The sequence below is a fragment of the Kitasatospora sp. MAP12-44 genome (assembly GCF_029892095.1).
GTDB lineage: Bacteria > Actinomycetota > Actinomycetes > Streptomycetales > Streptomycetaceae > Kitasatospora.
Genome location: NZ_JARZAE010000004.1, coordinates 904,050 through 928,454, shown reverse-complemented (window position 1 = coordinate 928,454; position 24,405 = coordinate 904,050). Strand labels below are relative to the sequence as shown.

The window sequence follows — 24,405 nt, the reverse complement described above, 5'->3', positions numbered from 1 at the left end:
GCTCGTCGCGCTGGTCTTCGGCGGGGGCTGATAGAGATGGGGGGGTCGGCCGGGGTAGCGGGAAGCGTGGCGCGCGATGGCGTCGATTGACGGGGAGCGTCTGCTGGCGGTGGTCTCCGAGCATGTGGGCGGTGGGCGTGTGCCCGGCGCGGTGGTGGGTGTGGTGTGCGGCGGGCAGCGGTTCGTCGGGAGCGTCGGCGCGCCGGCTGTCGACGGCGCGGTCCCGCTGGCGGCGGATGCGGTCTTCCGGATCTCCTCGCTGACCAAGCCGCTGGCGGCGGCGCTGACGCTGATGCTCGTCGAGGACGGGGAGTTGGCGCTCGACGCGCCGATCGAGCGGTGGATTCCCGAGCTCGGCGGCCGGCGGGTGCTGCGGCGCCTGGACGGGCCGGTCGAGGACACCGTCCCGGCGGATCGTCCGATCACGGTGGACGACCTGCTGACACTGCGGATGGGCTTCGGTTTCGTCTTCGACTCGCCGTGCCCGGTCTTCGAGCGCGCCGCGGCGGCGGGCCTCGGCCTGGGGCCGCCGGATCCGTCCGTCCCACTGGGCCCGGACGCGTGGGTGGCGCGGTTCGCCGAACTGCCGCTGATGCACCAGCCCGGGGCCGAGTGGATGTACGAGTTCGGCTACGGCGTGCTCGGCGTACTGCTGGCGCGGGTCGGCGGACAGCCGCTGGACCGGTTGCTGCGCGAGCGGCTGCTCGACCCGCTGGGGATGGTGGACACCGGTTTCGAGGTGCCGGCCGGGGCGCGTGCTCGGCTGGTCACCTGCTACACGCCCGGTGATGATGGCTTGGAGGTGTTCGACGGCGCGCGGGACAGCCGGTGGCACCGGCGGCCGGCGTTCCCGGACGCGCGCGGTGGACTCGTCTCGACCGCCCCCGACTACCTGCGGTTCGCGCGCCTGCTGCTGGACGGCGGGCGGTACGACGGGGGGCGCCTGCTCTCGGAGCGGTCGGTCGCGCTGATGACCACCGACCGGCTCGGCGCCGGGCGGGCGCGGTCGCGCTCGGAGGAGGCCTTCCTCAGCGCCGGCGCCGGCTGGGGCTACGGCGTCGAGGTCACCCCCACGCGGTACGGCTGGGGCGGCGGGCTCGGGTCCACCTGGTACACGTACCCGGGGCTCGATACAGCCGCCGTACTGCTGACCCAGTGCCTACCGCCGCCCGAGCCGCTGGTCGGCGCGTTCTGGTCGGCGCTGGGCGCCATGATCGGCGTGCGTGGGCGGCCCGCAGGAACGTGACCTGGTCCGGGGTCAGGTCGGTGGCGTCGCGTCGTATGGGCTTGCTGTCCGACGCGCCGTTCTCGCGCAGGAAGCAGACGCTGCTTCGGGTGCCCGCCGTCCAGCTCTTCGCGGTCGGCGGATAGATGGAGCGGGGGCGGTGCCGTACGGGCCGTAGACGCCGTAGGGGGGTTGCGGGGCGTGCGGCGCGCCGGCTGTCGCGGGGGGTGGGGCCCAGGGGTCGGGGGTGGCGGCTTCGGGTGTGACGGCGTCGTTCGTGGTTATGCGGTCTCGCCCCGTTGCGCGTTGCCGCGCGGATGTTCGATCTGGGGGACTCTGGCGGAGCAGGGCAAGTGGCTTTGTGGCGATCAGGCGGAGACCGGGGCGTCCCAGTCGATCCGGTGGTCGAACATCCAGGCCGACTTCTCCGGCTTCACCAGCTTGCCGACCGCCCGCAGCACCAGGCCGTTGACGACGCGGCCGACCGGGCCGGCGGCCTTGCTGCTGTTCTTGCGGGTGGTCTCGGTGATGATCTTCTCGACGCGCGGGCGGCGCAACTCCTCGTACCGGGCGAACGCCTGGTCGTGCGGCAGGTCGCGTAGGCAGCGGGCCAGTTGGACGGCGCTCTCGATGGCGAGCGAGGCTCCCTGGCCGGAGCTGGAGGAGGGCGCGTGGGCCGCGTCGCCGACCAGGACCAGCCGGCCCCGGTGCCAGGTGGGCACTCTCGGCATGTTCTCCATCGGGCCGACCACCAGCAGGTCGGCCGGGTCGGTGGCCGCGATCAACTGCCCGGCCGGCGTGCGGTCTTCGGCGAAGGTCGCGCGCAGGATCGGCAACCACTCGGCGGGTGTGGTCAGTTGGGCCTCGGCGGTGGTGATCGGTTCGCGGTGCGGCAGGTTGGCGAACCAGACGGCCGGCGACTCGTCGAAGATCTGGTAGCCGAAGAAAGCGTGCTTGCCGAAGCTCATGTTCATCTTGCCGCCCGTGGACGGCAGGTGGTGCCGGTGCACCAGGCCGCCGAGGCTCAGTAGGCCGGCGTACCGGGGGCCGGGCGCGGCCGGGTCGATCAAGGTGCGCACGGTTGAGCGGATGCCGTCCGTGCCGATCAGGATGTCGGCGCTCGCCCGCGTCCCGTCGGCGAAGTGGGCGGTCGCGCCGTCGGCGGTCTCGTCCGCGCCGACCAGGCGCTTGCCGTGCTCGATGCGGACGCCGCGGCGGGCGGCCTCGTCGTAGAGCGCGCGGTAGAGGTCGGCGCGCAAGAGGAACCGCATCGGTGGCACTCCGGGCGGGTTGCCGAACTCGGCGAGTCGGCGGCCGGCCCAGTCCTGCAGCACGATGCCGGTCATCGGGAGGCCGATCGGCCGGACCAGGTCGCCGAGGCCGATCGCGTCCAGGGCGTCCAGGCCGTTGGGGGCGAGGCTCAGTCCGGCGCCGACGGCTTCGGCGGTGCGGGGGTAGGCCTCGTGGACGGTGGCCTCGATCCCGGCCTTCTGCAGGGCCATCGCGGCGATCGGGCCGGCGATGCCGCCGCCGATGACCAGCGCGCTATGGGTCTTCTGGGTGCTGAGGATGTGGGTGCTACGGGTCTGGGTGTCCATGTGGAAATAGTTGCACTGCAACTAGTCTCTGGTCAACTAGTTCCGCCGCGGATAGAATCTCGCCATGAGCACCCACCGCAGCTCCCCGCTCGCGCTGACCGTCCTGGCCCTGCTGCACTACAAGCCGCTGCACCCCTACGGCCTGCAGCGGTTGGTCAAGGAGTGGGGCAAGGACCTGGTCGTCAACGTGGGGCAGCGCGCGAGCCTGTACCGCACGATCGACCGGCTGCAGGAGGCGGGCCTGGTCGCCGTCCGGGAGACCGGGCGCGACCAGGCCTACCCCGAGCGGACCGTCTACGAGGTCACCGACGCCGGGCGCGAGGTCGCCCGGGAGTGGCTGGTCGACATGCTGGCGGTGCCCAAGCAGGAGTTCCCGCAGTTCCCGGTGGCGCTGTCGAATCTGCTGATGCTGACGCCGGTCGAGATCACCGCAGCTCTGGAGCGGCGGGTGCAGGCCATGGTGGAGAAGATCATCGCGCTGGAGGCGATGCAGAACGACGAGCGCGCGCAGGGCCTGCCCAGGGTCAGCCTGCTGGAGGTCGAGTACCTGCGCGCCGTGTCCGAGGCCGAGGTGCGCTGGCTGCGCTCGGTGGTCGAGGACCTCCGCTCGGGCCGGCTGTCCTGGTCGGCGGAGGAACTCGGCGCCGCGGCAGACGCAGGCGCGGGTGCAGGCATGGGCGAAGGCGCGGGCGAAGGCACGGGCGCAGACGCAGACGCAGACGCAGGCGCAGGCACGGGCGGTGGCGCGGCGGAAGGCGCGGTGGGTTCAGCCCGCTGAGGCGGCGGCCTGCGCCCAGGAGGGGAGTCGTTCGATCTCGACCACCGCGCACGCAATCGAGGTGCCACCGTTGCCCAGCATCAGGACCCGTTCCCCGGGCGACAGTTGACCCGTCGTCAGCAGATGGTCGAGGCCCGCGAGATGGTCGCCGGTGCCCAAGTGCCCCACCCCGCGCCCGAAGTCGAGTAGTCCGCGCGCGGGATCGATGCCCAGTGGCTGCAGGACGGCACGCAGATATCCGGCGGTGCCGGAGAACACATGGGTGGCGCGGGCGACGTCCTGCGGGCGGATGCCCGCCTCCGCCAGGGTGTGGGCGGCCAGTTGGGTGCGGGCGGCCGCGAGGTCCCGCAGCAGGGCGACGAAGCCGGTCGGATCGCTGCGCCGCAGGTGCGCGAAGCGCTCGCCGAGTCGGGCCGGCCGGCCCAGCGTCGGCTCGGGCGGGAAGAGCGGGACACCGCTGCGGTACAGCTCCTCCAGGTGCGGCACGGAGGAGGAGTTGACGGCCAGCAGCCGGGCGAAGCCGCCCGCGCGCGAGAGCACCACGGCGGTGCCGGCGTCGCCCAGCACCGAGGGCCGGTCGGTCCCCGCGCCGGCGGTGTAGCGCCAGCGGTCCACCAGCGGGGTCCCGAAGTTGTCCGCGCCGGTGATCAGCGCTGCCACCTGTCCGGCGGAGGCCAGGTAGCACGCGGCCAGCTCCAGGCCGGTGAGGATGCCGCAGCAGCCCTGGCGGATCTCCAGCGAGGGGGCGCTGCCGCCCGCAACCTGCCGTTGGACGTAGCCGTGGGCGGGCCACGCGTCCGGGCCCTGGTGCAGTACGGACGCGTGCAGCAGCAGCGCGAGCTCCTCGCCACGGTGCCCGGACCGCTCCAGCGCCTGGCGGGCGGCGCGCACCGCCAGCTCGGGTGCGGACAGCTCGCCGGCCACGGCGACCGACTGCCAGCCGCCGCGCTCGGCCTCGGCCGCGTCGAAGAGCCCGCCGGCCACGGCCTGCGCGACCGGCATGCGCGGCGGCAGGAAGACGCCGGTGGCCGCGAGGAAGACGCCGTCGGTGCGCATCGCCTCAGCCCCGCGCCCGCAGGCCGCTCCAGCGCACCGGCAGCTGCTCGGGGCCGCGGATGAACATGCCCTGGCGCCAGCGCGGGCCCCGCGCCGGCGCGTCCACCCGCAGCCCGTCGAAGCGTTCGAGCAGCGCGCTCAGGCCGATCCGCAGCTCCGCGCGGGCCAGGTCGGCGCCCAGGCAGTAGTGGCGCCCGTGGCCGAAGGCCAGGTGCGGGTTGTCGGCCCGGTCGGGGTCGAAGGCGGTGGGCTGCGCGAAGCGCTCCGCGTCCAGGTTGGCCGCGTCGGTGAGCGGGACGACCACCTCGCCGGCCCGCAGCGGGGTGCTCCCGAGCACCAGGTCCTCGGTCACCACATGCGGCGCCCCGCCGGTGGCGACCAGCGAGCTGAGCCGCAGCAGCTCCTCCAACGCGGCCGGGAGCGCCCCTGGTTGGGCGCGCAGACGGTCGGCGAGGCCGGGGCCCTGCTCGCCGAAGAGGACGAGCGCGCACATCGCCAGCTGGTTGCTGGTGGTCTCGTAGCCCGCCATCAGCAGCCCGGCGCCGAAGACCACCACCTCCGCCCGGCTCAGCCGCCGCTCCTCGGGGGCGCTGAGCAGGGCCGTCAGCATGTCCGCGCCCGGCGTGCCGGCCGCGATCTCCCGCTCGCGGCGCTCCACCAGCTCGGAGAAGTACTCCCGGGCCTCCTGGTGCGCGGTGGCCACCTGCGGCGCGGTGAACCGGGTGGTGGACATCATCCGGTCCACCCGGGGGCGCAGCCACGGCTCGTCCTCGGGCGGCACGCCGAGCAGCCCGGTGATCGCGCGCAGTGCGAAGGGAACCGTGAACTCCTCGACCAGGTCCGTTGGTTGGGGCAGTGTGACCAGCCGGTCCAGGGCTTGCTCGGCCAGTCGGCGCAGCTCGGGCTCCAGCCGCCGCGCGGCCCGGGCGGTGAACAGCGCGCGGACGGCCTGGCGTCGCCGGGTGTGCAGCGGCGGGTCGCTGGCGGCCAGCGCGAGCGACTCCGAGCTGCGCGCGAAGAGCGGGTGGCCGGGGAAGGAGGCGCGGCTGAACCGGTCGTCGCTCAGCACCGTGCGCACCTCCGCCCAGCGGGCCACCAACTGGGCGGGCAGGCCGCTGGGCAGGGTGACGGGGGTGAGACCGGGCGTCCGCGCCAGCTGCTCGTGCGCGGTCGGCGCGCCGATGCCCGGCCCTTGCGGGAAGGGGAAGGGGCATCGCGGGGGAGTACGCATCACGCGGCCTTTCCGAGGAGTCCGAGCAGCAGGAAGACGGCGAAGTCGCCGAGCAGGAAGAGCGCCGCCGCGCCGGCCGGCCAGCGCACGGCGCGCCCGGGCCAGAACCGGCGCGCGCCGAAGAGCACCGCGCCGGCCGGCAGCAGCACCAGCCAGCCCCAGCCGTGCCCCGCCCACGGCCGCAGCACCGCCAGGGCGAGCAGCACGGCGGCGCCCGCCGCCGCCACCGACCGCACCGCGGTGCCCTGCGCGCCGTAGCGGGTGCTGTAGCTGTGCTCACCCGGCTGCGGCGAGCGAGTGGTCTTGCGGGCGAACTCCAGGTGCAGGAACGCGGCGACGGCGGTCAGCAGCGGCGCCAGCAGCTGCCCGTCCGGCCGCAGCCCGGCCCGCGCGAGCACCGCCGCGTACAGGTAGCAGTTCAGCAGCAGCTGGACGGGCAGGCCCAGCAGCGCGCTGAGCGTGACCCGCTGCGGCGCGGGCCAGCGCCAGAGCAGCTCCAGCGCCAGCAGCAGCGCCGCGTAGAGCAGCACGGCGGCAAGCACCGTGGCGGCGCCCGGGCCGACCGCCAGGGCGAGCAGCAGCGCCACCGCCGAGCCCGCCCCGAGCAGCACGCCCAGATCGGCCACCGCGACCGCGCCGCTGGGCAGCGGGCGGCGCGGATTGTGCACCCGGTCGTACCGCAGGTCGCGCAGGTCGTCGACGGCCCGCATCAGCAGCAGCGCCAGCACGAACGCGGCGACGGCCGGCACGGTGGCCGGCCCCGGGCGCCAGCTCCCGATCCGGTGGTCGGCGCGGGCGAACAGGGCGCTCAGGCCCAGCGCCCAGAGCAGCGCGTACGGCAGGTAGAAGGCGGGCGGCCAACTGCCCCGCACATACCGGCCGAGCCGGCGGATCACGGCTGCTCGTCCGGGGATTGCCCGAGCAGCCGCACGGTGCCCTCGGTGGCGTCCAGTTCCACCCAGGCGCCGTCCGGGATCAGCGTGGTGGCGCCCGCGACGGCCACCACGGTCGGCACCCCGAGCAGCCTGCCGGTGATCGCGGTATGCGACAGCAGCGTGCCGCGCTCGACCACCAGGCCCTTGGCCGCCGTCATCAGGAACAGCCAGCCGGGGTCGGTCTCACGGGCGACCAGGATCCGGTCCGCGAGCACCTCGGTGGCCTCGGCCGGGTCCAGCACGACGCGGGCGCGACCGCGCACCACGCCCCGGCTGGAGGGCAGTCCGCGCAGCACCTGCTCGGCCGCGCCGCTCGCCGGCGCGGCCGCCGCCGCCCACGGCCGGGGGACGGCGGGCAGCGCGCCGGCGTCGGTCAGCTGGCGCGACGGCGGGGCGGGGAGCGCCGCGCAGCGCTCCCGTTCGGCGCGCCGCTGGGCGGCGAGCTCGCGCAGCCCGCCGCTGGGCCGGGTGCCGTCGACCGCGCCGAGCACCTCCTCCACCGTCAGGTCGAACACGTCCTCGACGGCGTCCAGTTGGGCCGCCTCGGCCAGTGCGGTGCCCATCCGCAGCAGGAGTTGCCGACTGATGCCGTACAGCTCGGTGCGGCAGAAGCGGGTGTCCTCACGGACCTTGACGAAGCGTCGCATCAGGGCCGCCAGCGCCCGCACGATCGCGCGGCGCAGCGGCTGCGGGCAGGCCAGGCGCAGCTCCTGCTCCGCCTGGCGGCGCACCTGGCGCTCCTCGGCGACGGACGCCTCGACGGAGTAGCCCTGCCGGACGAACGGCCTGACCTGCTCCAGCACCGTCCAGGGCTGCTGGCGGGGCGTCGGCTGCTCCAACTTGAGGTCGCCGGGGGCCCGGTCGCCGTAGCGCGCGAGGTGCAGCTCGGCGGCGCGGGCCGGTCCTGGTCCGTAGTGGCCGGTGGTGAGCTGCTGCCACAACTGCCGGTCGGGGACGGTCCCCAGCAGGTCCGCTCGGGCCGCCGGGTGGGCGGCCAGGCACTCGCCCAGCGCCACGGCTGAGCGCAGCGCGGCGAGCGAGCGGTTCTGCGGACCGCCCGAGAGCAGGCCGAGCAGCAGCGCGTGGTCCTGCTGGCCGGCCCAGCGCCGTAGCAGGCCGTCCAGGCCGACGGCCGCCGCGCCCAGGAAGACGCTGTTGGTCAGGGTGACCCCCCAGCGGGTGGCGACCTCGGCCCAGAGTCGCCGGTAGAAGACCACCAGCTCCTCGGGAGTGTGTGCGTCGATCGCCGTGGCGTCCGCCCGAACGGTGTCCCACCAGCGCAGGAACTCCCGCACGGCGCGCGGGTGCTGGGACATCCAGGTGAGCAGGCCCGGCACCGCGCGCAGGTTCCGCAGGGTCCGCGGCCGGGAGTGCTCGGGCGGGTGGGGGTCCGCCGCCAGACCCATCCCGTGCTCCCACCAGCCGCGGATGATCCCGAAGGCGGGCAGCTGCTGGTGCAGCGCGTACCAGGCGTCCAGCCGGTAGAACACCCGGCCGTCCAACAGGCCCACCATCCGGTGCAGTTGGTGGTCGGCGCGGCGCAGGCGGCGTTCGGGGACGCCCATGCGGCGGTACAGGTCGGTGAAGATGACGCGGTAGAACTCCTCGGCGACCGAGAAGGTCAGCGCGCCGGACACCCCGGGGTAGCTCTCGGTGATGTTGTGGTTGCTCCACTGGACGGTCCGCGCGGGCGTGGCGGCCGGCGAGGCGGCCGGCGAGGCGGTCTTGGACACGGTCTCGGACGCGGTCTCGGACACGACGAGGGGGCGGGACTGCACGATGTGCAGCGCGCCGTCGGGGGTGAAGGTGCCCTCGATGTCCTGCGGACCGCCGAAATGACGCTCGATCAGCTCGGCGTGGCGGGTGACCAGGCGCAGTTGCCCCTCGTCCAGTACGGGCGCCAGCGCGAGGGCGGCCGGTACCTCGGCGATCGCGGGGCGGCCCGGGTCGGCGGCGGTGGGGGCGACCATCATCCTTGTCTTGCGGGTGAGTTGGGAGCTCGTTGTGCCGTCGGAGCGGTCCACGAAGAAGTGGTCCACGTCCGCCTTCTCCTGCACGACGCCCTCGCCGATGCCGTGCGCGGCGGCCACCAGGTGCCGGTGCCCGCCGTCGCGCGGGTCGCGGGTGAAGACCACGAACGACCTGGCGCCCAGGGCCATCTGCTGCACGCCCACGGCTATCCGGGCGGCTGCCGGGTCGCCGCCGCGACGCAGCCGGTAGAGCACCGCTTCCGGGTTCCAGGCGGAGCGCCAGCAGTCCGTCACCCGCGCCGCGAGCTGCTCGCGAGGGACGTACAGGAAACTGTCGCTCATCCCGGCGAACGGGTCGCCCTCGGCGTCCTCGCCCGGGTCGTCGGGCCCCGCGACGGCGCAGGCCCGCACCGCCGCCAGGCCCTCGGGGCCGATGACCTGGTCGAAGGCGGTCAGCAGCTGCGCGACGAGCGCGGGCTCGGCGGCGAGCCCGGCGGCGGCGCTCAGCGCGGCCCGGCTCCAGCCGCGCACGGCGGCCGGGTCGGCCGGGTCCGGGGGCGGGGGCAGTGCGGCGCGCACCGCGCGGGTGGCGGTGTCGAAGGCGGTGGCGGGCAGGCAGTACAGCGGCGGGACGGGCAGGCCGGCCGCGCGCATCGACTCCAGCCGGGCGAACTTGCCGCCGGTCAGGGCCGCGTCCAGCAGGCCGGGGCCGGTGAGCACGGCGGGTATGGCGGGGGGTGTCGGTGGGGCGTTCGTGGTCATCGCTGCTCCCAGCCGTCGAGGTGAAGCAGGCTCTCCAGTGGGAGCCGCGGCGCCGGGCGGTAACTCCCGCGCAGGCTGTGGGCGGTGGGGATCAGCGCGGCCTGGCGGACGGTCGGCGGCAGGCCGAGCACCTCGGCCATCTCCTGCTCGAGACCCAGATGGACGGTGGTCCAGCAGGTGGCCAGCCCGCGCGAGCGGGCGGCCAGCGCGTAACTCCAGGCGGCCGGCAGCACCGAGGCCCAGAGGGAGGCCTGGTTGCCGGTGGGCAGCTCGGCGTGCTCCAGCTCGACGCAGGGGAGAACCAGCACCGGCACCCGGTGCAGCCGGTCGGCCAACTTCTGCCCACTGCTGAGCAAGTCGCGCTCCTGGGTGGGGAGTTCGGCGAGCCGCTGGAGGGCCTGGTGGTGCCGCAGGCGGAACGCCGTCCGGTAGACCTCAGCCACCGCGGCGCGCCGCTCGGGGTCGGCGACCACGATCCACCGCCAGGACTGCCGATTGCCGCCGGTGGGGGCCTGCAGGGCCAGCCGCAGGCACTCCTTGACCGACTCCAGGGCGAGCGGGCGCTCCAGGTCCAGGCCGCGGCGCACCGCGCGGGTGGTGGAGAGCAGTTCGTCGGGGCTCAGGGTGGTGGGCGTTGACATCGTCACCACACTCCCGGGATCAGCCGCGGACGGCCCTCGGCATACCGGCGCCAGGCCGCAATGGCCGACAACTCCCGTTCCTCGACCAGGATTCGGCGGGTCAGCGCGACCACCAGGACAACCAGCAGCAGGGCGCCGGCCCAGTTGAGGAAGCAGAGCACCAGCCCCAGGTGGGCCAGCAGCATGCCCAGGTAGGCGGGGTGGCGGATCACCCGGTACGGGCCGCTGCGCACGATCGCGTCCTCGCCGCGGCGGATCACATGGTGGGAGTAGAAGCGGCCCAGGTGCCGGATCGCCACCGTGCGCAGCAGCACGCCGGCCACCCAGAGCAGGGCCGGTGCCAGCAGCCACCAGGACAGCCGATGCCACACCGTCGGCACCAGCAGGGCGCCGGCCACGGTGGCGAACCGGGACAGGCCGTAGTGCAGCAGGGTCGCCACCTCGCTCGGCGCCCGGTCCGGCTTGCGGAAGCTGATCGGGGTCTCGGCCAGCAGCCAGAGCAGGTTGGCCGCGATCAGCAGGGTGGCGGCCAACTCCAGTGGCCGGGTGGTGGCGTGGCGACCGTGCAGCACCAGGGCGATGAGGTTGATGACGACGCCGGTGGTGAAGAGGCCGGGTGTGATCAGCCAGCCGGCGCCGGCCGCCCTGGCAGGTCGACCGGTTCCGCCGGCCGCGATGCCGCTCATCGGGTCCGCCCCGCGGCGCGCGTGCGCTCCCGCAGCCGCTGGTACGCGGCGCCGGACACGCCGCAGACCACCAGGGTCAGCCGGCCCACCGGCTCCTCGCTCTCGCCGGAGAGCAGCTCGATGTCGAAGGTGCCGCGCCCGACCCGCGGTGGCGAGCTCGGCCCGTGCAGCTGTAGTGGTGGCTCGCGGTCCAGGCCGATCGGCAGCTCGAAGCTCAGCTGCTGCAGGATCAGCTGCGTGCCGACCGGCCAGTGGTGCACCAGGTGCCAGGCCGCGGTGACGAACTGGCGTGCGATCTCGACGAGTTCCTCGATGCCCCAGCCGTCGCCGGCGCGCTGGCGCAGGTAGTGGCCGGCGTGTGGTGCCACCGCTGCTGCGCGCATCCAGCCGTCGCCGATGACCGGCGTGCCGAGCATCACGTTCTCCCGGTCCACGCGGTGCACCGGGCGCTGCTGGACGGGCTCGCTGGGTGCCTGGCCGTAGCGTGCCGGCCGGCTGACCGGTGACGGCGGGCGCGGGCGGCGCCACTGCTCGGTGAGCTGGAAGAGGCCGTCCGCCACGGCCGAGCCCTGCTGGGTCCCGGTCACCTCCCAGCCGCCGCCGAGAGCGGCCGGCGCCGGCTCGCAGTCCAGCAGGATCGGCTCGCCGTCCAGCTCGGCCATCTTGGCGAAGCCGATCTCGGCCCGCAGCCGCCGACCTGTCAGCGAGTCCACCGGGTCACCCAACTCGCCTTCCAAGGCGTCCAGTTGCGCCGCCAACAGGAGCATCGCCGGGAGGTGGTCCAGCGGGTGGTCGAAGAAGAACGGGTGGGCCTGGTCCACCTCGAGCAGGCAGCACGAGCGCCCGCCGCCCAGCTCGCGCGAGGGCAGGACGGTTCGGGGGCGGATTGCCGAGGGTACGGTCTGAAGGCTGGTCACGCGTCTCCCCTTCTGTCGGCGTCGAGGCGTCGGGCCGCAATTCCCCCAGATCGAGACCCGGTCGTATCGACCGGAGCCGGTATTCGAGCAAAGCCGGCTGACCACCTGATGACGTGGCCCTGACATGGGGAGGGGAGGAGGAGTGTCCGATCAGAGAATCCTGTCACTGGATCCTGTCACTCACGGTGACTGGCGGCGGCCTCGTTCAGTGCTACCGGCCGGAGCCCTGCATCGGCTATGCGCCGGCCAGCAGGGTGAGGGCCTCGGCGAGGCGTTCGCGCGCCGCGGGGTCGGTGATCACGCCGTCCGCGCCGACCGCCGCGCGGTCCACCGGGATCCGCACGCAGGCCGCGTCGACCACGGTCGCACCGGTGTAGCCGAGCACCGCGCGCAGGGTGGCCTCGGCGCCCTCGCCGCGGCCGGGGGCGGCCGCGTTGATCCAGGCGGCCGGCTTGTCGCTGATCTCGGTGCCGCCGACCGTCCAGTCCAGCAGGTTCTTGAAGGCGCCCGGCAGGGTGCCCGCGTACTCCGGGGTGCAGATCAGCAGGGCGCCGGCCGCGGCGATCGCGGCGCGCAACTCGGCGACCGGGGCCGGGAGCGGGTCGGTGTCGTCATCGGGGTTGAAGTGCGGCAGCTCGCCCAGGCCCCGGTAGTGGACGGTGGCCAGGTGGGCCGGGGCGACGGCCTCGGCGGTGCGCAGGATCGTCTCGTTGGAGGAGCCGGTTCGCAGGCTTCCGGAGATCAGCAGGATGTGAGGGCTCGTCAGCATCGGATCACCATACCGGCTTGACGTGGGAGGCGGTGTGTCGCAAAGTCAGTTTGAGAATCAAATCAAGGGAGCCCCCTATGCAGCAGGACAAGCTCGCCCGACACCCCTCGGGCCGGCCGCCGGCTGCGAGTTGACCGACTGTAACGGTCAACGTCCGTGATTCAGGCCGGAGTTCCTGGCGGCGATGGACCGGGCGTCGTCGAAGGCGGCGGCCGGGTCGGGGTGCCTGGTCCAGGGCGCGGCGCCGCACCACGGACCGATTCGCCGGAACTGCTCCAAGGCGGCGTCGTGCCGGCCGGCCAGCAGTAGGTGGTGCGCGAGCAGGTGGCGCAGCCGGGGCAGCCGCTCGTCGTCGTCGGGGACGTCGTGCAGCGCCCGGGCGACCGTGTCCAGCGGGGCCCGCGCGGCGGGCGAGGCGAGCAGGGCGGCGGCGCCCGGGCGCTTCTCCAACTCCTCCAGCGCGTGCAGGTGGATGCCGGGCAGCGCGCTGCCCGGCGGGGCGTGGCGCACGGCGTGCGCGGTGAAGTCCAGCATCAGCTGGTCCGAGCCCGACCACTTGGCGCACCAGTACTGCATGGCCTGCCAGTGGCCCGTGTAGTGGTGCGGCGCCCGGGCGGTGAGCTCTTCCCAGAGCGGCCCGAACCGCTCGGGGGAGTAGCCCATCGCGCGGGCGGCGGTGATCATGACCACCCAGGGGCCGGGGTCGTGCGCATCGAGCAGGGCGGCCCGCCGGGCCGCCTCGAACGCGGCCGGCAGCAGCTCCTTGAAGCGGGCCATCCGGTCGGCCGGGACGCGGCTCGCGTACTCGCTGCCGCGGATCTCCCACGCGCGGTGCAGCAGCAGTTGGGCCTCGACGGTGGCCGCGGCGCAGTTGCCGGGCTGGGCCATCCGCCACTCCTCCAACCAGGTGTCGCCGCTGCAGGCGATCTCCAGTAGGAGCTCCTGGCGCGACCAGCACTCGTCCCAGTCCTGGCCGGCGCCTGCCGCGTAGGCGGCTGCCTGGCGCCAGTCGCCCTCCCAGGCGCTGTCGGCGATCGCCTGCATCTCCTTGAGTCGCAGCGCGGGCGGCGGGGGGCCCGGGCGGGCGGCGTTCAGCTGCTCGCGGGGAACGAGCCCGTACGGGACCGGGTCGAACAGCTCGAAGACGGGGTGTATGGCGCGGCGGTGGGTCGTCAGGTTCCTGACGACCCCGACCAGGAAGGCGCCGACCGCCACGGCGAAGATGAAGTTCACGGTGGTGATCATCCTTCGGCGGGGTCGCGCCGGGCAACCGCGCGCCCCGGCGTACGTCCGGGCTCTAGCGTTCGCCGACCGTCAGTTCCAGGTAGAGGTACTCGTCCAGCAGCTTGGCCAGGGAGACGGCGGGGCGGCCGACCAGCTCGGGGAGCGCCTCCTGGGTAGTGCCCGCCTCGGTCAGTACGGCCTGCGCCCAGGCGCGCCCCAGGCGCAGGTGGCGGCCGAAGGCGGCGGCGTCCCGGGTGCCGTGCAGGCTCTGCGCGATCGCCGCGTCCCAGGGCATCACGGACTGCGGGCGCAGCGCGTAGAGCGCCTTGGCGGCCGCCGTCGGTCCCAGGGTGCGCACCGCCTTGCCGCCCGAGACCTGGATAGCGGCGAGCGGGCCGAAGGCCGACGCCAACAGGTCGATCTGACTGTCCGTCAACTCTGCAAGTCCCCCCGAGGGCAGCGCTGCGCCGTGCTGCTGCCACCAGAGCGCGAGCTGCTCATCGTAGCGGTCGGGCTCGCCCTCGCGGGGATAGCGGATGCGGCAGCCCCAGGAGTTGAGCCAGCGCAGCAGCGCCGTGCGGTGCTCGCCGCGGGCCAGGTCGAGACCGGGGCGGGTCGACTCCAGCAGGCGCAGCCAGCTGGAGTCGACGTTGGCGTAGCCGTTGAAGACCGCTGCGGTGGAACGGAGTTCGGCTGTCCCCGGCCGGGTGGGTGTGGTCCTGAGCTGCAACGCCTCGCCGTTCTCTGGTGAGTTGACGCCTGCGGGTACGGGTGGTCCCGCGCGCCGGGTGTCGACTGAGCCTCTCATACGGGCGGGCGGGCGCAGTACTCGGCGGTGTCCGTGAAGGCCAGTCGGCTGCGGAGCTGCGCCGCGCCCAAGTCGGACAGCTGGACCGCGCGTTGGCGCGGTCTGCGGAGCAGCCAGCCCGCCTCGGTCATGGCGCTGAGCAGGTCGGCTCCCAGTCGGCCGGCCAGGTGGTGGCGCCGCTCGCTCCAGTCGACGCAGAAGTGCAGCAGCGGTCGGCGCTCGGAGCCGCGGCAGCTCAGCCGCTCGGGAGCGACGCCGAGCGCGGCGAAGACCTCGGGGGCGGCCGGGCCGAGCGCGTAGGGAGCGGGGACAGGCTTGGTGCCCGTCCCGGCGCCCGCCGCGGTGCCCGCCGCGTCGCCGGGCTCGGTGTCGACGGCCGTCAGCGCGCCGTGCTCGACGAGCGCCCGGGTGAGGGCCACCCCGAGCCGGCCGGCCAGGTGGTCGTAGCAGGTCCGCGCGGTGCGCAGTGCGGCGCCGCGGTTCACCTGGCGCAGAGAGCGCACGGGCTGCGCCGGCGCGAGCGCGGCGAGCGCCTCCAGCACGACCGCGACCTGCGGCGAGGCCAGCCGGTAGTAGCGGTGCCGGCCGGAGCGCTCGACCGCGAGCAGCCCGGCGGCGCTGAGGCGCGACAGCTGCGCGCTGACCGCCTGGGCGCTGACACCGGCCTCGGCTGCCAGCTCGCCGGCCGGCAGCATGCGACCGTCGGCCAGCGCCGCCAGCACTCTGGCACGGGTGGGATCGGCGAACAGCCGTGCGGCGTGGGCGATGTCCGAGTCCCCGGCGGGTGTGGTGCGGTTCATCCGCTCATCCTCCCGCAACGACACTTCCGGCGGGGTGGAAGTGTTTCGCTGCCACGGTGGGCCGATGAACATACGAGTGCTGTTGGTGATGTGTGCGGGCATGTTCCTGGTGCTGCTGGACATCACCGTCGTCAACGTCGCCCTGCCGAGCATCGAGGCCGCCCTGCACGCGGGGACGGCCGGCGCGCAGTGGGTGGTCGACGGCTATGCGGTGGCGATCGCCGCGCTGCTGCTCACCAGCGGCGCACTCGGCGACCGGCTCGGGCACCGCCGGCTCGTGCTGATCGGACTGGTGCTCTTCTGCGCCGCCTCGATCGGCTGCGGGCTCGCCCCGGGGATCGGGCTGCTGATCGCCGCCCGCGCGGCGCAGGGCGCCGCCGCGGCCCTGCTGCTGCCCGGGTGCATGGCGGTGATCACCGACGCGCACCCCGAGCCCGCGGCGCGGGCCCGGGCGCTGGGGGTGTGGGCGGGTCTGTCGTCACTGGCCCTGCCCGCCGGGCCGCTGCTGGGCGGGCTGCTGGTCTCGACCGCCGGGTGGCGCTGGGTGTTCCTGATCAATCCGGTGGTCATCGCGGCCGCGGTCGTCGGTGTGCTGGCCTGGGTGCCGGCCCGGCCGGGCCGGCGGCCCGCGGGGGGCTTCGATGTCGGCGGCGCGATCGGCGCCGCGATCACGCTGGCCGCGGTCGTCTCCACCGTGATCGCCCTGGGGCACGGAGCAGCGCCGGTGGTGGTCGCTGCCGCCGGGGCGGTCGCGGTGCTCGCCGCCGTCGCGAGCTGGGCGCACGCCCGCCGGACACCCGAGCCGCTCGTCCCGCCCGAGCTGCTGCGCCGCAGGACCTTCGCGGGCGCCAACGCCGCCGCGCCCTGCATGAACCTGGCCTCCAACGGAACGCTCTTCGTCACCACCCTCTACCTGCAGGCCGTGCTCGGACGCAGTGCGATCAGCGCCGGGTGCATGCTGCTGCCGATGTTCGTCCCGATCGCGATCCTCTCGCCGGTGGCCGGCCGGCTCACCGCGCGCCACGGCTCGCGGCTGCCGATGATCGCGGGCGCCGTCGTCTCCGGCCTCGGCGAGCTCTGCCTGCTGCTGGTCTCCCCGCACAGCGGCTACGCCGCGCTGGTGCCGATGATGCTCGGCATCGGGATCGGCAATGGCCTGTTCACCGCGCCTGTGGTGGCGGCCGCCGTCGGATCGGTGCCGGCGGACCGCTCCGGGCTGGCGAGCGGCGTCATCAACACCGTCCGGCAGGCCGGCACCGCGCTCGGCGTCGCGGTCTTCGGCGCCGTCGCGGGCTCGACCGGTGACCCCGACGGCTTTGTGGCCGGCCTGCACCGGCTCGCCGTCGTGGGCGGCCTGCTCTGGCTGCTCGCGCTGGCGCTGACGCTGCTGACCATCCCGAGCCGCACCGAGGCCGGTCGGTCCTACGGCCTGTCCGGGCCCTGGTCGGCCCGCCGGTAGCGCAGCAGCACGACGCCGTTGCCGAAGGTGCGGGTGTCCATCAGTTGCAGGTCGGCGTGGGTGTCCGACGGCTGGAAGAGCGGCTTGCCCCGGCCGATCAGGACGGGGTGCACATAGACCCGGTACTCGTCGATCAGGTCGAGCCGCCGGAAGGAGGCGATCAGGTCGGCGCCGCTGAGGGCCAGGTCGCCGCCCGGCTGCGCCTTGAGCGCCGCGACCTCGTGTGCGACGACGTCCCGCTGGATGGTGGTGTTCCAGTCGGCCCGCTCCAGCGTGCGGGAGTACACGATCTTGGGCTTCTCCCGCCAGATGCCGGCGAACTCGACCGTCGGCCCGGAGGCGGTGGGATCGGAGTCGGCGGTGGGCCAGAAGTCGGCCATCAGCTGGTGGGTGACCCGGCCGCTCAGGAACGCGCCCATCGGGCGGAGCCAGTCGTTGAAGTGCTGGTGCAGCTCCTCGTCGACCCGGTGCCAGTCGATCTCGCGGTTCGGTCCCTCGATGAATCCGTCGAGGGACACTCCCATCGTGAGTACGATCTTTCGCATTGCGGTCCTCATCTCACCGTGCGTCGTTGGCCTCACCATGCGCCATGGGCCTCACCATGCGCCATGGGTCTCACCATGCGCCATGGGTCTCATGGTGCGTCATGGCTCTCACTGTGCACTATGGGTCTCACCGTGCACCGCTGGTCTTACGGTGCGCCGTCGGTCTCAGTGGCCGAGGAATCCGGCCACGTCGGAGCCGAGGTTCGCGATCTTGGTGAGGTCCCCGAGGTCGGTGACGGCCCCGACCGGGATGCTGTACGTGTGCTCCTGGTGCGAGGGGGCCGGGTAGGCCGAGGGGTTCGTCCCGACGGCGGCGGCGGTCGCGGCGGCGGCCAGTACGGCGGCGGCGCCGAGCAGGGCGCCGGCGAAGCAGAGTCGGACGATTCGGGTGGGAGCGCGCATCGGGGCCTCCGGGTTTCCAGGAGCGAGGGTGTGTCGCCCTGATCAACCGTCAGGATGCGTGGTGGTCACGGGTGCGGGCCGATCAGTTGCGGGCCGATCAGTTGCGGACCGATGAGTTGCGGGCCGACCGGTTCGCTGAGCCCGCCGCGCCTGTGCCGGGCACCGATGGTGCCCGGCACCACCGGCGCCCGCCGGGCGCTCAGGCCCGACGGCAGTTCACTCAGGCCTGACGGCAGGTCACTCGCAGTCGCGGCAGACCGGCTTGCCGTCCTTGTCCTCGCGCGCGAGCTGGCTGCGGTGGTAGACCAGGTAGCACTTCGAGCAGGTGAACTCGTCCGGCTGGGTGGGGAGTACGCGGACGCTGAGCTCCTCGCCCGAGAGGTCCGCGCCGGGCAGTTCGAGCCCCTCGGCCGAGTCGAACTCGTCGACGTCGACGTTGGAGGCCGACTTGTCGGTGCGCCGGCTCTTCAGCTCCTCGATGCTGTCGTCCGAGGACTCGTCGTCACTGTTCTTGCGCGGGGCGTCGTAGTCGGTTGCCACACGTGGTCCCTTCTCGTCAGGTCGTGCTGGTGGAGTGGAGCTCGTCGATGCTGCAGGCAGCCGTGGGCGCCGGTGGCCGTGACAGGGCACGGCCACCGGCGCCCTCCGGCGTAGCTGCCGGTCGACGGGGTGGTTGTGGGTCTTCCTACCGGTCCGAGGCCGGGATGGGCGGTTGGATCGGCGCGGGGTTCACCCTGACAGGCACGGTCCTACCGCCACCTGGCTGACCGGTGACTCGGTTGAGGGTACGCCGTCCCGGCTACGCGTGTTCGCCGCTCCGCATGCGCGGCATCGAGGCAGCCTCCGAGCCCCCGGGTCCGGTGGGTCCGGTAGCCGGCTGCTGCGGGTCCCCCGGGCGGGGCGGAGGCCGCGTGGCGCACGGCCCCGGCGTTGACCAGCGGCTGCCGGTGGCAGAGCGGGACCGTAGAGTCGAAGCTGGGAGGAATCATGATCAACGGAGCGCATGTCGTCCTCTACAGCCAGGACGCCGAGGCCGACCGGGCCTTCCTTGGCGACGTCCTCGGATTCTCCGCGGTCGACGCGGGCGGCGGCTGGCTGATCTTCAAGCTGCCACCGGCCGAGGTGGCGGTGCACCCCACCGCCGACCGTCCCCAGCACGAGTTCTACCTGCTGTGCGACGACCTGGAGGCGACTCTCGCCGCGGTCGCCGCCAAGGGCTTCGTGGTGGCGCCGATCGACGAGCAGCGCTGGGGGCGGCTCTCCTCGATCACCCTGCCCAGCGGGGCGCAGCAGCCGATCTACCAGCCGCTGCACCCCGTCGCCCACGGCGGTTGAACGGGCGGCCGGCCGGCCGCCGTGGTCAGCGGGCGCTGCCGAGGTCCCGGTCCGCCTCGGCGCCGACCAGCATGAGGGTGGTCTCCTCGATCCGGCGGAACCGTCCGTCGGGGGCGAACTCGCCGAAGACGTACACCTCCATGCGGACGGTGGAGCCGTCCTTCTTGGTGACGTCGACGAGGTGGCGGTCGGCGTAGCGAGTGCCGTCGGTCAGCTCCTCCAGGACCTCGACCTGCCCCGAGAGCACCACCTCGCGCAGGTGGGCGATGTGTGCGGCGAACTGCGCGCGGTCGTCCCAGCGGCCGTCGGTGCGCTGGCGGTAGTCGGGGGCGAAGTGCCGGTCGAGGGCCTCGTCGAGCGGAACCCCGGGGGCGAGGAGCAGGTCGTGGAGAGCGGCGGCGATGTCGGTGTTGGCGCCCATGAGGGTGTCTCCTGTCGAAGAAATGCGTGCTCGCTGCACGCTTATAACTGCGACGGTACCATCACTTGCGTGCGCAGCGCACGCTTCTGTGTGTTGCGGAGATGCCGGAATGTCAGAGTGATTTGCGTCGCTGGAGCCAGACGAAGGCGAGCCAACCGGGGAGTACCGGCAGCCAGAACGTCAGCAGGCGGAACAGCAGGACCGCGGGAATCGCCGTCGCCTCGGACATTCCGGTGGTCTGCTCCAGTGCGAGCGGCAGCGTCGTCTCCACGCCGCCCACTCCGCCGGGGGTGGGGATGGCGGATCCCAGAGCGCCACCGACCAGGTTGGCGATGGCCACGCCGGCGAAGCTCGGATGCTGTCCGAGAGCCAGGGTGCAGCCGTACAGGCAGGCCAGGGTGGTCAGGGAGACCAGGAGTTGCCCCGCGATCCCGATGGCCAGTTTGCGCGGGTTCTGCAGCAGGTCCAGCAGCCGCGGCACCACTCCCGTGAGCAGGGGCTGCAGCCGGGCGGCGATCCACCGGCGCAGCGGCGGTATGCCGGTGGCCGCAAGCGCGAGCACGGCCGCGGCCAGCAGACCGACGACGAGCGCGGGCGAGGCCGACAGCGGCGAGGCGTACCGGGTGCTGGCGAGGAAGCCGAAGAGGATCACCAGCAGGACGTGCAGCGCCAGGCCGACCGCTTGGGTGGCGCCGACGCTGGAAATCGCTTGGCGCGGTGGGATGCCCGCGCGCTGCAGGAAGCGCGTGTTGATCGCCACCGGGCCCACACCGCTGGGGGAGAAGAGGCTGACGAACGAGCCGGCCAGCTGCACCAGCGCGGCCCGGCGGGTGTTCAGCCGCTCGGGGACGAATCCCACCATGGCCATGGTGGCGGCCAGGTAGCTGCCGGCCGAGGCGAGTGCGGCGAGGGCGACCCAGCCGGCCTGCGCCTGCGCGAGGGCGGTGAGGGGGTTGGTGGTCTTGCTGGAGAGTTCGAGCAGCAGGACGTAGCCGGCGGCCGCGCTGCCGAGCACGGTGATCAGGGTGCGGGGCCGCAGCCGTTCCAGGCGCACCGCCTCCACGGGTGCCTGGGGGTGGGCGCGCAGGATCTCCTCGCGGATCTGCGAGAGCAGGTCCGGTGTGGGAGGGGCGGGCGTGGGAGATGCTGGCTCGGCCGGGCGGCGTTGGTGCTGGAGCTTGAGCGCCGCCCGGGTGCTTCGGGACAGGACGATCGGCTGGAGCAGGGGCACGGCCGAGGCGGCCTTGTCCGGTCCGAGCACCTGGCAGGCGGAGGCGACGGCGCGCTGCGGGCCGACGCGCAGGGCGACGGTGGTGAGGAGTTGGGCGAGGTCCATGCTCAGCGCGAGGTCGCCGGCCGCGATGTCGCCGCCCTCCAGGTTCACCAGGTGTACGGCGCCGTGGTCGTCGACGAGCAACGAGGTGGGGACCAGGGTGCGGTGGGCGAGCTGCCGGGTGTGCAGCAGCTTCAGCTGCTGCCAGGTGTCGGCGAGCAGCGTGTCCGTGAGTTCGGCGTCGGCGAGTTGGTCCAGCGTGCGTCCGGTGAGTTGCTCGTACACCACCAGGGCCGCGTCCGGGCCGAGTTCGGCGGTGGCCAGCAGTCGCCGGGTGCGCACGCCGGCTGCTCGGGCGGCGTAGGAGAGCAGTGATTCCCGTTCGAGCGAGCGGCGTAGCGACAGCAGGTTGCGGCGTTGGGGCGCGGTGTGCAGTCGCAGTCGGAGCCACGTGGAGCGGAAGAAGCCGGATGCCGATATCTCGCGGTCCAGCACCATGACGTCCAGCTCGGGTCGGCCGTCCGTCTGCTGCACCAGGTAGCGGCGTGGCTCCCGTGGCGGTGTGTCGGGGACAGCGGACGCGGCTGCCGGTGTGAAGCCGACCTGGCGAAGGCCGTTGAGCAGGTCCTCGGTGGTGTGGCGAACGTTCGGTGAGCCGAGCAGGTAGGTCGTGCCGTGCGCGACGGTCCAGCCGATCAGCAGCGCGAGCACGATGGACAGTGCGCTGGCGGAGCCGCTGACCAGCGCGGCCAGTCCGTTCAGCGACAGCGCGACCGCCAGGGCCGACCGCCAGCGGGGCCGTTTCGTCACCCCGCCCGCGGTCATGTAGGCGAGGACCGGAGCGAGATAGCCGGAACCCGGCTCGGTCACCCCGGTCCCTCCGACCGGATGGATCAGCGCGGCGACGACGGCGTGCGGAGCGAGATCGGCGACCCACAGGTCGACGGCCAACGACGTTCCGTACGCCAGTACCGCGGCGAGCACGCCGTCGGCGGCCCGTCGGCCGTCCCTGCGCATCAGTCGTTCGGCGGCGAAGAGCACCGGCACCAGCAGCACCGCGGCGGTGGAGAAGGCCCCGGCGGCAGCCACCAGGACGTGCGGAAGGTGACCGGCTCCCTCGGCCGCGTCGGTGTCCAGGCCGCCGGCGGTGCTCCGCGCGACGTCGGTGACCAGCAAGGCCATGCCGATCAGCGACAGTCCGAGGACGAAGCGGATCAGCGCCTCGGGTCGGCGCACCCGGGCCGGCAGCAGCGGCTCGTCCTGGAGGACGCCAGCGGTGCCAGCAGCAGTGCCAGCGGTGCCGACGGTGCGGACGGTGCTCCAAGCGTGCTCGCCCGCCGCGCCCTCGGTATCCGGGACCTGCCCGCTGTCGCTCTCCTGCATCACCCTGGCCACGCGGAATAGTCCCACGGGTTCGGTGGGGATACTGCGCCGCCCCCGCGCCGCCCCCGCGCCGCCCCCGAGCCGGTCCGGGGGCGGCGCGGTAGCCGAGTGGCCGCTCAGAGCCGGGCGGCCACTCGGCGCAGGACGTGACCGCAGCGCCGGGCGTAGAGCTGCTGGAACACCGGGACGAGCGGACCGGCGGCGCGGGTGTACCAGCGGGCCGGGCGGCTGAAGGCGGTGACGGTGAACCAGACCTGCCCGTCCGGCGCCAGTTCCACCAGGAACGCCTCCTCGCCGCACTCCGGGTGGCCGGGCAGCGTGCCGTACGCGAAACCGAGCCGGGTCGGCTCGTCGAGCGTCCACACCACCGTGCACGAGCCGGCCGGACCGAGCCCGGCCCGCCCGAGCAGCACCCGCACCGTGACGCCCGGCGCCGCCCGTCGCGCGCTCGCCGTGAGGCGCACCCCGACGGCGCGGTGCATCCGCCAGGTCAGCACGCTCTCACCGGCCGCCGCGAACGCCTCCCGGCCCGTACCCAGCCGGGTGCGGTAGCGCAGGTGCTGGTAGCCGGCGGGCAGTTGGCCGCTGTCGTCCGCCGTCGCGCCGACCTCGGGATAGCTCAAGCCACTCATCGTGGACCCGCATGCCGCACGGTCGTTCGCTGAAGTCCCATACCGAGCGAACCTACCCGCGGCTCGGCGCGTCACCGCCACCGGGTTGCGCGAGCGCGGGTGCGCGGTTGACTGCGCTCGCGCCGGCTGCCGTGTCAACTGTGGTGTCCACTGTGGTGTCAACTGCCGTGTCGGCGGCCGGGACCAGGTAGCCCGCGATGCTGCGGAGCTTCTCGCAGGTCTCCTCCAGTTCGCGTTCGGGGACGGACTGGCCCATGATGCCCGCCCCGGCCCGCAGCCAGGTGCGTCCGGCCTGTTCGAAGACGGCGCGCAGGACAAGGGCGGCGTCGAGTGCGCCGTCGGCGTCGACGGTGAGGACGGCGCCGCCGTACATCTGGCGGGGCACGGGTTCGAGCCGCTGGGCTTCGGCCACGGCGGCTGGTTTGGGCACGCCGGACACCGTGATCGCGGGGAAGAGCGCGGCGAAGGCGTCCCAGCAGTCGAGGCCGGGCGAGAGCCGGCCCGACAGGCGCGAGGCCAGGTGCTGCACGGTGCCGCGCTCCTCGACGACCATGTGCTCGTCGATCACGACGGTGCCGGGGTCGCAGACTGTGCCGAGTTCGCCCTGCGCGGCGGCCACCGAGATCTGGTGCTCCTGGATCTCCTTCGGGTCCGCCAGCAGCTCCTCGCGCAGCCTCCGGTTCTCGGCGGCGGACGCGGTGCGGGCGCGGGTGCCGGCCAGCGGCTGGGTCCGCACCCAGCCGTCGGCAGAGACCGTCGCTACCATCTCGGGGCTGAAGCCGGCCGCCCGCAGGCCCCCGAGGTCGATCAGGAAGGAGCGGGTGGGCGTGTTGTGGCGGCGGCCGAGGGTGAAGGTGTCGAGCAGGTCGATCCGGCCGGGTACCGGGACCACCCGGCTTAGCACGAGCTTGTCGTAGGCTCCCGCAGCGATCTCGGCGACCGTCTCGGCCACCAGCTCGCGGTAGCGCTCGCCGTCGACGCCGAGGTCGAGACCGGGTACCCCGCCGCTGGGCTCCGGCCGGTCCGGCGGCTCGGCCAGCAGGGCCGCGAGCCGCGCGGACGCGTCCGGGCGGGTGGTGCGCAGCAGCGCGCGGCCCGCCGTGATGCGTACCTCGTCGCGCGGAACGAACAGGTGCAGGAGGGGGGTTGGCGCGCCGGGCGGCCGTCGGCCGGCCTGCGCGACGGCGAGCTCGAAGGCCGCCCAGCCGTAGGCGCGCCAGCCCCGCAGGGGCAACGCGGCCAGCAGCTCGGCGACCACGCGCAGGGGTTGGGCGTGCCAGGCGATGCTGCGGTGGTCGCTGCCGCAGGTGTAGTGCACGTGGTGCTGGTCGACCACGATCTCCGCGACCGCGCCCGCGCAGAAGGTCCAGGTGGCGCCTGCCTCGTAGAGGAGGTGGACGTCCCGGTGGTGGGCTCGCGCCAGCCGTGCGGCGGTGAGCAACGGGTCGTGCGGTGCGTCGACCTCGGCCTCCCGGTAGGACTGCCGCGGGATCACGCTTCGTCGCTCGCTCACTGCGCTCTCTTCTGCTTTCTCTTCTTCCGGGCTTTGTGACGT

General features: G+C 73.8%; 23 protein-coding genes. 4 read left to right on the top strand and 19 right to left on the bottom strand.

Annotation, left to right across the window (positions count from 1 at the left end):
- The first annotated feature begins 76 nt into the window (after window positions 1–76).
- A complete protein-coding gene (locus P3T34_RS05020) occupies window positions 77–1,246 on the top strand; it encodes a serine hydrolase domain-containing protein (RefSeq protein ID WP_280664760.1) in 1,170 nt (389 codons plus the stop codon).
- Between the two features lie 347 nt (window positions 1,247–1,593).
- Here the strand turns inward: P3T34_RS05020 and P3T34_RS05015 are convergent, their stop codons facing one another.
- The gene (locus tag P3T34_RS05015) at window positions 1,594–2,823 is read right to left on the bottom strand and encodes an FAD-dependent monooxygenase (RefSeq protein ID WP_280664759.1); all 1,230 of its coding nucleotides are present in this window, start codon (window positions 2,821–2,823) and stop codon (window positions 1,594–1,596) included.
- A gap of 64 nt (window positions 2,824–2,887) precedes the next feature.
- Between P3T34_RS05015 and P3T34_RS05010 the strand changes: the two genes are divergently transcribed.
- Window positions 2,888–3,601, top strand: a complete 714-nt coding sequence (locus P3T34_RS05010) for a PadR family transcriptional regulator (protein ID WP_280664758.1) — start codon at window positions 2,888–2,890, stop codon at window positions 3,599–3,601.
- Here P3T34_RS05010 and P3T34_RS05005 read toward each other — a convergent pair.
- The 11 genes from P3T34_RS05005 to P3T34_RS04955 all read right to left on the bottom strand — a co-directional run bounded on the left by P3T34_RS05005 (window position 3,590) and on the right by P3T34_RS04955 (window position 15,400).
- A complete protein-coding gene (locus P3T34_RS05005) occupies window positions 3,590–4,657 on the bottom strand; it encodes a ketoacyl-ACP synthase III family protein (RefSeq protein WP_280664757.1) in 1,068 nt (355 codons plus the stop codon). The genes P3T34_RS05010 and P3T34_RS05005 overlap by 12 nt on opposite strands.
- A gap of 4 nt (window positions 4,658–4,661) precedes the next feature.
- Window positions 4,662–5,888: a cytochrome P450 gene (locus P3T34_RS05000; RefSeq protein ID WP_280664756.1), complete on the bottom strand. Its 1,227-nt coding sequence runs from the start codon at window positions 5,886–5,888 to the stop codon at window positions 4,662–4,664.
- Window positions 5,888–6,784: a hypothetical protein gene (locus P3T34_RS04995; RefSeq protein ID WP_280664755.1), complete on the bottom strand. Its 897-nt coding sequence runs from the start codon at window positions 6,782–6,784 to the stop codon at window positions 5,888–5,890. The genes P3T34_RS05000 and P3T34_RS04995 overlap by 1 nt, the downstream gene beginning before the upstream one ends.
- A complete protein-coding gene (locus P3T34_RS04990) occupies window positions 6,781–9,555 on the bottom strand; it encodes a PEP/pyruvate-binding domain-containing protein (RefSeq protein WP_280664754.1) in 2,775 nt (924 codons plus the stop codon). The genes P3T34_RS04995 and P3T34_RS04990 overlap by 4 nt, the downstream gene beginning before the upstream one ends.
- Window positions 9,552–10,196, bottom strand: a complete 645-nt coding sequence (locus P3T34_RS04985; protein WP_280664753.1) for a nitroreductase family protein — start codon at window positions 10,194–10,196, stop codon at window positions 9,552–9,554. Before P3T34_RS04985 ends, P3T34_RS04990 begins: the two co-directional genes overlap by 4 nt.
- Before the next feature lie 2 nt (window positions 10,197–10,198).
- Window positions 10,199–10,882 carry an isoprenylcysteine carboxylmethyltransferase family protein gene (locus tag P3T34_RS04980; RefSeq protein WP_280664752.1) on the bottom strand — a complete coding sequence of 228 codons (684 nt, stop codon included), beginning with the start codon at window positions 10,880–10,882 and terminating at the stop codon, window positions 10,199–10,201.
- Window positions 10,879–11,799 carry an AfsA-related hotdog domain-containing protein gene (locus P3T34_RS04975; RefSeq protein ID WP_280664751.1) on the bottom strand — a complete coding sequence of 307 codons (921 nt, stop codon included), beginning with the start codon at window positions 11,797–11,799 and terminating at the stop codon, window positions 10,879–10,881. Before P3T34_RS04975 ends, P3T34_RS04980 begins: the two co-directional genes overlap by 4 nt.
- 235 nt (window positions 11,800–12,034) lie before the next feature.
- Window positions 12,035–12,568, bottom strand: coding sequence for an NADPH-dependent FMN reductase (locus tag P3T34_RS04970; RefSeq protein ID WP_280664750.1), 534 nt, complete (start codon window positions 12,566–12,568; stop codon window positions 12,035–12,037).
- Between the two features lie 147 nt (window positions 12,569–12,715).
- Entirely contained in the window at window positions 12,716–13,813 is a 1,098-nt protein-coding gene (locus P3T34_RS04965) for a hypothetical protein (RefSeq protein ID WP_280664749.1), read from the bottom strand.
- Between the two features lie 52 nt (window positions 13,814–13,865).
- Window positions 13,866–14,522: a hypothetical protein gene (locus tag P3T34_RS04960; protein ID WP_280664748.1), complete on the bottom strand. Its 657-nt coding sequence runs from the start codon at window positions 14,520–14,522 to the stop codon at window positions 13,866–13,868.
- A gap of 74 nt (window positions 14,523–14,596) precedes the next feature.
- Window positions 14,597–15,400, bottom strand: a complete 804-nt coding sequence (locus P3T34_RS04955; RefSeq protein WP_280664747.1) for a metalloregulator ArsR/SmtB family transcription factor — start codon at window positions 15,398–15,400, stop codon at window positions 14,597–14,599.
- 64 nt (window positions 15,401–15,464) lie between these two features.
- Here P3T34_RS04955 and P3T34_RS04950 point away from each other — a divergent pair, with 64 nt between their 5' ends.
- A complete protein-coding gene (locus P3T34_RS04950; RefSeq protein WP_280664746.1) occupies window positions 15,465–16,859 on the top strand; it encodes an MFS transporter in 1,395 nt (464 codons plus the stop codon).
- On the opposite strand, the gene P3T34_RS04945 is transcribed toward P3T34_RS04950, so the two are convergent.
- The 3 genes from P3T34_RS04945 to P3T34_RS04935 all read right to left on the bottom strand — a co-directional run bounded on the left by P3T34_RS04945 (window position 16,823) and on the right by P3T34_RS04935 (window position 18,346).
- Window positions 16,823–17,404, bottom strand: coding sequence for a dihydrofolate reductase family protein (locus P3T34_RS04945; protein WP_280664745.1), 582 nt, complete (start codon window positions 17,402–17,404; stop codon window positions 16,823–16,825). The genes P3T34_RS04950 and P3T34_RS04945 overlap by 37 nt on opposite strands.
- A 165-nt stretch (window positions 17,405–17,569) precedes the next feature.
- Window positions 17,570–17,806: a hypothetical protein gene (locus tag P3T34_RS04940; RefSeq protein ID WP_280664744.1), complete on the bottom strand. Its 237-nt coding sequence runs from the start codon at window positions 17,804–17,806 to the stop codon at window positions 17,570–17,572.
- A 237-nt stretch (window positions 17,807–18,043) separates the two neighbouring features.
- Complete coding sequence (locus P3T34_RS04935; protein ID WP_280664743.1) at window positions 18,044–18,346, bottom strand: DUF4193 domain-containing protein; 303 nt, start codon at window positions 18,344–18,346, stop codon at window positions 18,044–18,046.
- A gap of 447 nt (window positions 18,347–18,793) precedes the next feature.
- Here P3T34_RS04935 and P3T34_RS04930 point away from each other — a divergent pair, with 447 nt between their 5' ends.
- A complete protein-coding gene (locus tag P3T34_RS04930) occupies window positions 18,794–19,141 on the top strand; it encodes a VOC family protein (protein WP_280664742.1) in 348 nt (115 codons plus the stop codon).
- A 25-nt stretch (window positions 19,142–19,166) separates the two neighbouring features.
- On the opposite strand, the gene P3T34_RS04925 is transcribed toward P3T34_RS04930, so the two are convergent.
- From P3T34_RS04925 to P3T34_RS04910, 4 genes are all read right to left on the bottom strand, one after another.
- A complete protein-coding gene (locus P3T34_RS04925) occupies window positions 19,167–19,562 on the bottom strand; it encodes a nuclear transport factor 2 family protein (RefSeq protein WP_280664741.1) in 396 nt (131 codons plus the stop codon).
- Between the two features lie 112 nt (window positions 19,563–19,674).
- A complete protein-coding gene (locus P3T34_RS04920; RefSeq protein ID WP_280664740.1) occupies window positions 19,675–22,230 on the bottom strand; it encodes a lysylphosphatidylglycerol synthase transmembrane domain-containing protein in 2,556 nt (851 codons plus the stop codon).
- A 104-nt stretch (window positions 22,231–22,334) separates the two neighbouring features.
- Window positions 22,335–22,850 carry a DUF1990 domain-containing protein gene (locus tag P3T34_RS04915; RefSeq protein ID WP_280664739.1) on the bottom strand — a complete coding sequence of 172 codons (516 nt, stop codon included), beginning with the start codon at window positions 22,848–22,850 and terminating at the stop codon, window positions 22,335–22,337.
- Between the two features lie 52 nt (window positions 22,851–22,902).
- On the bottom strand, window positions 22,903–24,363 hold the full coding sequence (locus P3T34_RS04910) for a salicylate synthase (RefSeq protein ID WP_280664738.1): 1,461 nt from the start codon (window positions 24,361–24,363) through the stop codon (window positions 22,903–22,905).
- Window positions 24,364–24,405: the final 42 nt, after the last annotated feature.